Below are 10,498 nucleotides of genomic sequence, written 5' to 3'. Positions count from 1 at the left end.
ATGTCCGTCACCCGTGCGTGGGTCACACCAGCAGCAGCGAGGCCATGCGACGGCGTACGCGGCCGACGAGTTCGGCGTCGTCGACCACCTGGAAGGCATCGATGAGCGCCTTGCGCGGCAGGCCTTCGTCGAAGGTGCGGTCCAGCCGCAGCATCTCGAGGAACTGTTCCAGGCCGGCTTCCGCATCGCCGGACACGATGCGATGCACGCCGAGCAGATGGCGCGCGCGCAGGTCCTTCGGGTCGCTGGAAATCGCCGCTTCCAGCACTTGCGGTGCGGGGGCGTCCTTCAACAGCGCAGCGAAGCCCAGGCGCGCACGTGCACGCACTGCGCGTTCGTCCTGCGCGAGGTTGGCGGGCAGGGCATCGAGCAGTTGTTCGGCCTCGTGCGCATTGCCGGTTTGCAGCAGCGCGAGGGCGAGGTCGAGGCGATGTTCCGGCTTGTCGGCTTCGGTTTCGACGAGTTTGCGCAGGCGCATCACTTCGGCATGCGGATCGGCCGGCGGTTCGGGTGCGATCTCTTCAGGCGCCGCGTCTTCCTGCGGCGCGCCCGGCACGATGCCGTGGTGCGTGAGGAATTCGCGCAACTGGCCTTCGGGCAGCGCACCGGGGAAACCGTCGACGAGCTGACCGTCCTTCACCAAATACACGGTGGGGATCGAGCGCACCTGGAAGGCGGCCGCGAGTTGCTGCTCCTTGTCGACATCGATCTTCGCCAGGCGGAACGCGCCGTTGTATTCGCCCGCGAGCTTTTCGAGGATCGGGCCGAGCGTCTTGCACGGTCCGCACCACTCGGCCCAGAAATCCACGAGCACGGGGGTTTGCAGGGAGCTCTGCAGAACCTCGGACTCGAAGGTCTCGGCAGTGGCGTCGAAAACGTGCGGGGAAGCGGTGGTGGCCATGGCGGTTCGCGAGGTGGGATGCGCCGGAGATGGGGACGGCCCTGCTTGCCGGCAAGCCCGCACGCTAGCATGGGGGCATGCCGACTCCATCCACTTCGCCTGCACGCCTGCCCTCCGTCCGCCTGCTCACGGCCCTCGCGCTGCTGGGCTTCGTTGGATCGCTGCTGGGGTTCGGCGCTGCGCTCGACGGGTTTTCGCATGCGGACCAGCCCGTCGCGCTGCTCGGCGCTCGCGGCGTGCCGCGTTGGTGGGCCTTCGATCTGTTCGGCTTCGTGCTGCCGGGTTTGCTTGCGTGGGCGGCGACGGTGCGCCTGTCGATCGCCGATCGCGCACGCGATGCCGACAGCCGCGCGCTGGGCGTGGGCTGGACCTTGTGTGCATTCGCGGCGCTGGCCTTCGCGGCGCAAGGTGCGCTGCCGGTGGATGCGACGCGCGGCCTGGACTACGGCCTCGGCAAGATCCACACGGCCGCGTGGACCGTGTGGTGGATCGCGTTCGTCGCGGGGAGCGTGTTGCTCGCGGTGACGTGGCGCGAACGCGTGGCCCTGCGATTCGCGACGGCGTTCGTTGCGGCGTTGGTGTTGGCGCTCGCGATGTTCGTCGCGGTGCCCGATGCGCCGGCGATGGGGCAGCGGATCGGGATCGTTGCGTGGCTGGCGTGGCTCGCCTGCGTCGCGTGGGGTGTGTTGGAGCCGCGGAAGACATCAACCGGGTGAAGCCGGGCAGGTCGCGACGGGGATCGTGTCTGCAGATTCTGTCGCGATCGTGCAGGGAGATGGGTGACCGTCGAGGAACCACGCGTCGCCATCGGCGGGCACGCGCGCCACGCCGTCGCGACCCACGAGCCCGCGCGTCGTCCCCGACGCATCGACGATGCGCGCGCCCATCGGCGGCGACCGGCCATCGCCACGCACGATGCGGACGAAGTGCATCGGGCGATACGCGCTCGCGAGCGGGACGTCGATGATCGCGCCGGCGCGCGGGACGACATCGCGCTCCGTCCAGTCGAAGGCGACGTCCGTCGACGCGCCGCGCACCTCGATGCCCACGCGATTGCGCCGATAGGGCGACAACTGCGGCACCAGCGCATGCCCGCGCCGATCGAGCCGGACATTAGGCGCCTGCAGCACGTGCGCTCCCCCGCCATGCTCGGCGCGAACGAGCGCGATGGTGTCGCCCAGCCTCGGACCGAAGGTGACGCCATGCGCGTGCGCGAGCAAACCGCCCTCGGCGTTGATCGACGCCTGGCGCATCACCGGCGACACACTCAGGCCGGCATCGACATGGCCCGCACGCCCGGCGTGGGCGAGCGACGCACTCGTGGTCGTCGTGCTGCCGCGTGCCTCGCCGGCATGCGCAAAGCCGAGGTTCCAGGCGTTTCGATCGTCGAAGACACCGCTGATGCCCGATTGCAGGTCGAAACGCCCCGATCCTGCGCGCGCGTGGGTGTTGGCGAACGATGTCGCGCTGCCGATGCGCAAGGGCACGGTGAGGGAAAGCACCGCGTCGTGCGTGGCACGCTGGGCGATCCGGTGCGTTTGCTCGATGCTGGCGTGCAGGCTCGCGCCGTTGCGCCCGGTGGGCATCGACCAACCCAATTGCGCGCTGCGCTGCTTGCCCCGGATGGCGTGGAAGCGACGATCGACGAGGGCCAGGCGCAGCCCGTGGCGTCGGTGGCCGAAGGTCTGATGCAGTGTGGCGTCGAAGCGCTGGCGCTCGCGATGCGGGCCGTGCGGCCGCAGGACGTGTTGCAGCGCATGGAACGACGCAGGCGTGTGCTGCGCGCTGACTTGCAACGTCGTTCGCGCCATTGCCTGCGTCATGAAGGCCGCGCGCGTGCCGGCGCCGCGCGCAAGCCCCGTGTCGCGCGATGTGCGCGCATGCAGGCGATCAAGCGAAAGCGCGCCCACGCGGGAAGCGAATGCGATGCCGCCGAGGACTTGCGTGTGACCCGCCGTTGCCTGCGCGGCGGCGCGCGCCGTGATGCGATCGTGCACGCCGGCTTCCAACGCACCCGCGACCACCGGTGCGTCCCATGCATCCGCATTGCGCAACACGCCTGCGACGAGGCCGAATCGCTTGTGCCCGACACGCAGCAACCCGGGCATCGCGGCGTAAGGCACGAGGAAGGAGCGCACGCTTCCATCCGCTTCCACGATACGAACGTCCAGATCGCCGCCGCGTCCGAGGGGAATGACGTCCTCGAGCGCGAACGGCCCGGGCGGCACCGTCGTATCGAACAGCAGCCGCCCGGCCTGGCGCACCTGCACGCGCGCGTTGGTGTCGGCCACGCCGCGGATCGTCGGCGCGTTGCGCAGATGGGACGCAGGCAACATGCGATCGTCGGATTGAAAGCGCACGCCGCGCAGCGCGATCGGGTCGAGCAGCAATCCGGTCGCGTTGAAGTCGCCGAGCGTCAGGCGGGCATCGAAGCGCGACACGTCGCGCTCCAGGTGCGCGGAGAGAGTGTCACTCTCGCGCGGCCGTGCCGGGCGCCATAGATGCGTGCTGCGATGGCGCAGCCGCCATGCGCCCGCGTTCATTCCGGTGTCGAGCCGCAGGCTGCCCTGGTGGAAAGGTGATGCACCGCGCGCCTCCGTTCGCAACACGGTCGCGCCGTACGACAAACGGAATGCGGGGATGCCGGTTTCGAGGACTGTCGTGTCGACGGCAGCGTCTCGCCGCGCCAGCAAGGCCTGCGGGATCGATATGTGCAATGCGAACTCGCCCGGTTCATAGCGTGCGCTTGCGGCCGGGTGCAGCGTCGCGATCCCGGCGCACGACTCGTGTGCCAGGGACTCGCGTCGCGGCGTTGAAAGGCGCGCGATCCCCACGCCAAGCCACGCGACGAAGTTGGTTTCGAAGCACGGCTGGGCATCGGCACCCGCGAAGCGCACGCGGCGGCGCCCCAGCAGCGCGCCATTCCGCCAGACATCGACGTCCTGCTCGCCCGCGTGCACCGGATGGCCGGTCTCGAACACGGAGACGTCGACATCGCGCGCATTCCGCAACATCGTCGCGTCGAACTTGACTTGCGGTGACGCCGCTTCACCCGCATGCGCCGCCGAGCAGGCGAAGGCGAGGGCGAAGACAGGCCGCACGCGCATCATCGAACCGTCGCGTCGGACAGCGCGCTCTCGAACCGATCGCGCCCACCCAGGTCGTTGATCGCCTCGAAGGCGATGCGCCCGCCGCGACGCGCGGTCTTCGGACGCACGACAAGACGGTCGAACGGGGCGACCATGACACCCTGCACATCCCAACCGTCGCCGTCGGCGATGCGCGCGATCGTGACGTGATAGGGCGTCGGGTTCTCGATTTCGATCCTCGCCTCGTCGAGCACGCGCCATCGCAACGCCGCCGGTGCTTTTGCCGGAACGCCTGCAAGCCCGATGGGCCGATGCAGCAACTTCACGCGCGTGCGCAATGCGATCTTCATCTCCGACATGTCCGCCTCCGCTGGCGGGTCCGGCGGCACGTCCAACACGTTGAGCCAGAACAAGGTCTCGCGATCTTTTGGCAGCGCGCCCGGCAGGCGATGCAAGCGCAGCGCTTGCCCCTTGCCCGGGTCGATGCGGAACAGGGTCGGATCGGGCGCGAAGGGCACCTGCGCGCCGACCGTCGGCGATTCGACCCAGGTTTCCACCAACACCGCATGCGCATGACGGTTGCTCAAGCGCACCGTGACGTCGCGCGCATCGCCCGGAAAGACGACGCGCGTGTTGGCGAGAACGACACCCGCGTGCGCGACTTGCGCGCACGCGAGTGCCTGCAACGCGACCCAACAGGCCGCGATGCGAAGGCAAAGTCCCGGACTCACGGATAGTGCAGCGAGTACACGACGCTGGAGGTCACCACGCCCGCCAATGCGCTCACCGGGCCGACGTTCTGGTACGCCACCTGGTAATCCATGGTTTCGAAGGTCTGGTAGAGCGTGTTGTCGTCGCGCTGGGTTTCGCTGCCGACCGCGATCTGCGAGCCGTCGCCGTTGAACAGTGCGAGGTTGACGTCTGCCAGGCTCGTGGTCAGCGTGCCCGAGGCCGGATCCACCGTCGGCCCGCCTTCGAAGAACACGCGCACGCCGTTGGCGACGGACGTGCAATTGGCCAGCGCCATGCGGAAGTTGGTGCGGCCGGCCACGTCGCCCGGGCCGAGCTGGTTGGTGCTGACGATGGGCAGGCGAACGACGAAGTCCGATGTGCCGGTGGTGCCGCCGGTGACATCGCAGGTGGAATCGGTGATCTGGCCGTCGAACTGGATGGTGCCGGTGGTGGCGGCCGCGGACGGGGAAGCGAGGCAACCGGCGACGAGCAGCGCCGGGACGAAGCGAGACGCGAGGAAGCGGGACGGGAGAACGCGGGAATCCTTGGTTTGCATGGAACACTCCTTGTTGGGTGTGTCCCTATCCTCCCGATCGGCCGCTTCGATCGCAGTCGGTGAATCCCTCGCTGCGTTGTCAGAAAACCCTGAAACCCGGCGTCACCGCCAGCGCAGCTTCATCGCCAGGATCATCCCCGCCAGGCCCAGCGTCACCGTGTTCGACACGATCATCGGCCACGAATGCAGCGCGATCCCGTACAGCAGCCAGAACCCGATGCCCACGGTGAACACGACGTACATGTAGAGCGAGATGCTCCGGGTATCGCGCGTGCGCAGGGTTTTCACCGCCTGCGGCACGAAGGCCAGGGTGGTGAGGGTGGCGGCCACGTAGCCGGTCCAGGTGAGGTCGATGTCCATGCCGGCAGTATCGCCGAGGCCGCAAGCGCCGGCGGGGACCGCGCGGGGGCGCGGTCTGATAGGCTTTCGGGCCCTTCGTTGTGTGTGCAATCGCCCCCGATGTCCGCCCCCGAGACGCCCGCCTACGACCCCCGCACCCTCGAAGCCGCCGCCCAGCGCTTCTGGTCAGACCGCCGCGCGTTCGAAGTGTCCGAGGACGACCCGCGCCCGAAGTTCTTCTGCCTCTCGATGCTGCCGTACCCCTCGGGCGCGCTGCACATGGGCCACGTGCGCAATTACACGATCGGCGACGTCATCAGCCGCTTCCAGCGCATGAACGGCCGCAACGTGCTGCAACCGATGGGTTGGGACGCCTTCGGCCTGCCCGCCGAGAACGCGGCGATCAAGAACCGCACCGCGCCGGCGAAGTGGACCTACGCCAACATCGACCACATGCGCGACCAGCTCAAGACGATGGGTTACGCCATCGATTGGTCGCGCGAATTCGCCACGTGCCGCCCGGATTACTACGTGCACGAGCAGCGCATGTTCGTGCGCCTGCTGAAGAAGGGCATGGCGTATCGCAAGAATTCGGTCGTCAACTGGGATCCGGTGGACCAGACCGTGCTTGCGAACGAGCAGGTGATCGACGGCCGCGGCTGGCGCTCGGGCGCGATCGTGGAAAAGCGCGAGATCCCGCAGTGGTTCCTGCGCATCACCGATTACGCGCAGGAATTGCTCGACGGCCTCGACAGGCTGCCGGGCTGGCCCGACGCCGTGCGCACGATGCAGCGCAACTGGATCGGTCGCAGCGAAGGCCTGGAGTTCGCATTCAAGGTCGACGGCACCGACGAACAACTGCACGTGTTCACCACGCGCCCCGACACCCTGATGGGCGTGACCTTCATCAGCATCGCTGCCGAGCATCCGCTTGCGAAGCAGGCCGCCGAGCGCGATCCGTCGCTGGCCGCGTTCATCGATGAGCTGCACCACGGCGGCGTGTCGGAAGCCGAACTCGAAACGCAGGCCAAGCGCGGCCGCGACACCGGCCTGCGCGCGCTGCATCCGGTCACCGGCGAAGCCTTGCCGATCTACGTCGCCAACTTCGTGCTCATGAGCTACGGCACGGGCGCGGTGATGGCGGTGCCGGGCCACGACCAGCGCGATTGGGAAATGGCGCGCCATTACGGCCTGCCGATCCGCATGGTGATCGTGCCGGCGGAAGTCCGCGATGCGGTCGCCGAAATGACGCACGACCTCGCCGTCGGCGGCGATCCCATGGACGCCGCGCTGCATGGCGGCAATTCCGATGTCTACGAATTGCGCGCCGCGGTCGAAGTCGTCCAGGACTTCGAGCGCAAGATCCAGGAAGAGAGCGCGTACACCGAGCGTGGCTTGCTGGTGAATTCCGGCGAGTTCGACGGCATGGATTACGACGAGGCGTTCGATGCGATCGCCGCGCGCTTCCAGGCCGAAGGCCACGGCGCGCGCCGCGTGAACTTCCGCCTGCGCGACTGGGGCGTGAGCCGCCAGCGTTACTGGGGTTGCCCGATCCCGGTGATCTACTGCGCCAAGTGCGGCGCGGTGCCGGTGCCGGAAGACCAATTGCCGGTCGTGTTGCCCGAAGACGTCGCGTTCTCCGGCGTGCAATCGCCGATCAAGGCCGACCCCGAGTGGCGCAAGACCACGTGCCCGGACTGCGGCGGCGCGGCCGAGCGCGAGACCGATACGTTCGACACCTTCATGGAGTCGAGCTGGTACTACGCGCGCTACACGTCGCCGGGCGCAAGCGACATGGTCGATGCCCGCGCCAACTACTGGACGCCGGTCGACCAGTACATCGGCGGCATCGAACACGCGATCCTGCACCTGCTGTATTTCCGCTTCTATCACAAGCTTCTGCGCGACGCGGGCATGGTGCATAGCGACGAACCTGCGACGAATTTGCTGTGCCAGGGCATGGTGATCGCGGAGACGTATTGGCGCGACAACGCCGACGGCACGAAGGAGTGGATCAATCCCGCCGACGTCGATGCCGAGCGCGACGAACGCGGCCGCATCACCGGCGCGCACCTGAAGGCAGACGGCAAGCCGGTGCACATCGGCGGCGTCGAGAAGATGGCGAAGTCGAAGAACAACGGCGTCGATCCGCAGGCGATGGTCGACCGCTTCGGCGCCGACACCGTGCGCCTGTTCTCGATGTTCGCCGCGCCGCCCGAGCAGTCGCTGGAGTGGAACGAGGCCGGCGTCGAAGGCATGGCGCGTTTCCTGCGCCGTTTCTGGCGCGAGGTGTTGACGCATGTCGCGCAGCCGGATCATCCGGTCGTTGCGCCGGCGTCGCTCAACGCCGCGCAGAAGACGCTGCGCCGCCAGGTGCACGAAACGATCCAGAAGGTCGGCGACGACTACGGTCGCCGCCACAGCTTCAACACCGCGATCGCCGCGTTGATGGAACTGCTCAACCATGTCGCGAAGTTCGACGACATGAGCGAGCAGGGCCGCGCCGTGCGCCACGAAGCGTTGCAGGCGATGGTGTTGCTGCTCAATCCGGTCACGCCGCACGTGTGCCACGGCTTGTGGCAGGCGCTAGGGCATGCGGAGACGTTGCTGGAAGACGTGCCGTTCCCGAAGGCCGATCCCGAAGCGCTCAAGCGCGACGCGCTGACGCTCGCGGTGCAGGTCAACGGCAAGTTGCGCGGGACGATCGAGGTCGCGCCGGACACCGCGAAGGACATCGTGGAGGCCGCCGCGCTCGCCGAGCCCGCGGTCGCGCGTTTCCTCGAAGGGCAGACGGTGCGCAAGGTGATCGTGGTGCCCGGCAAGATCGTCAATATCGTGGCGTCGGCGTAGAGCCTCCACCAGGGCGGCGCATCGGCACGCCGCACCGCTGCGCACCACGTTTGATGGTGCCGCGACAGCCTTGATGAATGTGTGCGTCGCGACTTGATCGTTACGCGCCGACAGCCATCACACCCGACGGACGGAACCTCGCCCACCTCGGCGCGCGCACCGTCGTGCATCGTCGCCTCTGGCAGGCGATGTTCCTCGACGCGACCTGCGCCCCTCCCTCCGGGAGGGATTGACTCATCGAAGCGGACGCCACCTCGGTGAGGCGTCCGTCCGAAGCCACGCTGTAAGAGCGCGGCCTTGCCCGCCGCCGCCCCCTCGTCCAGACTGCCCGCCATGCGAATGCCCACCACGCTTGTCCGACTCACGGTGCTGTCGGCGCTGATCGCGCTGTGCAGCGCCTGCGGCTTCCACCTGCGCAATGCGCTCACCTTGCCGGTGGAACTCAATCCGGTGCGCGTGGTGTCGCCCGATCCGTACAGCCCGCTCGCCGAATCGCTCGCCGATGCGATGACGCGCGCCGGCGCGGTGCCCGCGACCGATCCCGCGCAGCCCTCGACCACCTTGCAGATCGTGTCCGAACGCTGGGGCGATACGCCGATCAGCATCGACGAACGCGGCCGCGCGCAGGAATTCAGCCTGCGCTACGCGGTGATTTTCGTGCTGCTGGACCAGGCGGGGAACGTCGTGGTGCCGCAGGGCGCGGTCGAACTCTCGCGCGACTACGTGGCGCCGCCGGCCGACGCGGTCGGCGCGACTTCCGAGCGCGAACTGCTCGCGAAGGAACTGCGCCGCGAAATGTCGACGGCGATCCTGCGTCGCGTGGGCGCGGCCTTGAACGTCACGCGCCCCGAAGTCCGCGGCAACGCGGCCGCTGCTGCGCCGGCACCTTCGACGACGGTGGAAGCGCCGGCGCCGGCCTCGACGCTCACGGCGCCTGCTGCGGCATCGACGTCGGCCGCGCCTGCGTCGCAACCCTGATCCGATGGCGGACCTGAGGCCCGATCGGCTCGCGGCGCAACTCGCCTCCGAGCCCCTGCGGCCTGCGTACCTGATCGCGGGGCCCGAAACACTGCTCGTGCTGGAAGCGGCCGACGCCGTGCGCGCCGCCGCGCGCGAGCAGGGCGTCGGCGATCGCGAGGTCTACGACATCGAAGGACGCGACCCGGATTGGGACAGCGTGGCCGCCGCATTCCAGGCGCCGGGCTTGTTCGCCACGCGGCGCGTGATCGAAATTCGCATGCCGAGCGGCAAGCCGGGCAAGGACGGCGCCGAACTGCTCACGCAATTCGCCGCGAATCCGCCGCCCGATGTCGTGTTGCTCGTCACCGCGGGCGAATGGAGCAAACAACATGGCGGCAAGTGGAGCGAGGCGCTCGCGCGCATCGGCCACCAACTCGTCGCCTGGCAAGTGAAGCCGCACGAACTCGCCGGCTGGATCGAAGCGCGCATGCGCGCGCGCGGCCTGCGCGCCGATCGCGATGCGGTGCAGGCCCTGGCCGATCGCGTCGAAGGCAATTTGCTCGCCGCCGCGCAGGAAATCGACAAGCTCTCGCTGCTGGCCGAAGGCCGCACGCTGGATGCGGCGACGATGGAATCGCTGGTGTCGGATTCGGCGCGCTACGACGTGTTTCGTCTGGTCGACGCCGCGATGAACGGCCAGCCCGCGCAAGTCTCGCGCATGCTGCATGGCTTGCGCGGCGAAGGCGAAGCGGTGCCCGCGTTGCTCGGCATGGTCGCGATGGAATTGCAGCGTGCGGCCGCGCTCGCGCGTGTCGCGGCGCGCGGTGGAAACCTGCAAGCCGAATTCAAGGCGCAGCGCATCTGGGATTCGAAACAGGCCGCGTACACGCGCGCGCTGAAACGACACGATGCCGCGAAGTGGGAACGCTTCGCCGCCGAAGCCGGTCGCGTGGATCGCATCGCGAAAGGCCGCCCGCAGTGGGGCCGCGATCCTACCGATGCGTGGCTCGCACTTGAGCGCGTGCTGCTCGCCGTCGCCGATCCGCGCGCATTGCGACTGCTGGGCTGACG

General features: G+C 68.5%; 9 protein-coding genes. 4 read left to right on the top strand and 5 right to left on the bottom strand.

The genetic code is table 11. The features are described from left to right. Positions 1-22: 22 nt before the first annotated feature. Complete coding sequence (trxA, locus tag GN331_RS14270; protein ID WP_156642973.1) at positions 23-901, bottom strand: thioredoxin; 879 nt, start codon at positions 899-901, stop codon at positions 23-25. Between the two features lie 77 nt (positions 902-978). On the opposite strand from trxA, the gene GN331_RS14265 reads away from it, so the two are divergent. Continuing rightward, positions 979-1,617 (top strand): DUF998 domain-containing protein, encoded by a 639-nt coding sequence (locus GN331_RS14265; protein WP_156642972.1) that lies wholly within the window; start codon positions 979-981, stop codon positions 1,615-1,617. On the opposite strand, the gene GN331_RS14260 is transcribed toward GN331_RS14265, so the two are convergent. The 4 genes from GN331_RS14260 to GN331_RS14245 all read right to left on the bottom strand — a co-directional run bounded on the left by GN331_RS14260 (position 1,606) and on the right by GN331_RS14245 (position 5,638). Then, positions 1,606-4,008, bottom strand: a complete 2,403-nt coding sequence (locus GN331_RS14260; protein ID WP_197427157.1) for a fimbria/pilus outer membrane usher protein — start codon at positions 4,006-4,008, stop codon at positions 1,606-1,608. The genes GN331_RS14265 and GN331_RS14260 overlap by 12 nt on opposite strands. Then, positions 4,008-4,721: a fimbrial biogenesis chaperone gene (locus tag GN331_RS14255; protein WP_156642970.1), complete on the bottom strand. Its 714-nt coding sequence runs from the start codon at positions 4,719-4,721 to the stop codon at positions 4,008-4,010. Before GN331_RS14255 ends, GN331_RS14260 begins: the two co-directional genes overlap by 1 nt. Continuing rightward, entirely contained in the window at positions 4,718-5,278 is a 561-nt protein-coding gene (locus GN331_RS14250; protein ID WP_156642969.1) for a fimbrial protein, read from the bottom strand. The genes GN331_RS14255 and GN331_RS14250 overlap by 4 nt, the downstream gene beginning before the upstream one ends. Before the next feature lie 102 nt (positions 5,279-5,380). Continuing rightward, positions 5,381-5,638, bottom strand: coding sequence for a SemiSWEET transporter (locus GN331_RS14245; protein ID WP_156642968.1), 258 nt, complete (start codon positions 5,636-5,638; stop codon positions 5,381-5,383). Positions 5,639-5,737: 99 nt separating this feature from the next. Here GN331_RS14245 and leuS point away from each other — a divergent pair, with 99 nt between their 5' ends. The 3 genes from leuS to holA all read left to right on the top strand — a co-directional run bounded on the left by leuS (position 5,738) and on the right by holA (position 10,496). Continuing rightward, positions 5,738-8,467, top strand: coding sequence for a leucine--tRNA ligase (gene leuS, locus GN331_RS14240; protein WP_156642967.1), 2,730 nt, complete (start codon positions 5,738-5,740; stop codon positions 8,465-8,467). A 333-nt stretch (positions 8,468-8,800) separates the two neighbouring features. Continuing rightward, positions 8,801-9,445, top strand: coding sequence for an LPS-assembly lipoprotein LptE (locus GN331_RS14235; RefSeq protein WP_231734526.1), 645 nt, complete (start codon positions 8,801-8,803; stop codon positions 9,443-9,445). A gap of 4 nt (positions 9,446-9,449) precedes the next feature. After that, positions 9,450-10,496, top strand: coding sequence for a DNA polymerase III subunit delta (holA, locus tag GN331_RS14230; protein WP_156642966.1), 1,047 nt, complete (start codon positions 9,450-9,452; stop codon positions 10,494-10,496). Positions 10,497-10,498 lie beyond the last annotated feature (2 nt).

It is taken from the genome of Noviluteimonas gilva (assembly GCF_009740395.1).
GTDB classification, from domain to species: Bacteria; Pseudomonadota; Gammaproteobacteria; order Xanthomonadales; family Xanthomonadaceae; genus Noviluteimonas; species Noviluteimonas gilva.
The sequence above is the reverse complement of the archived record's forward strand: the minus strand, read 5'-3'. Positions and strand labels throughout refer to the sequence as shown.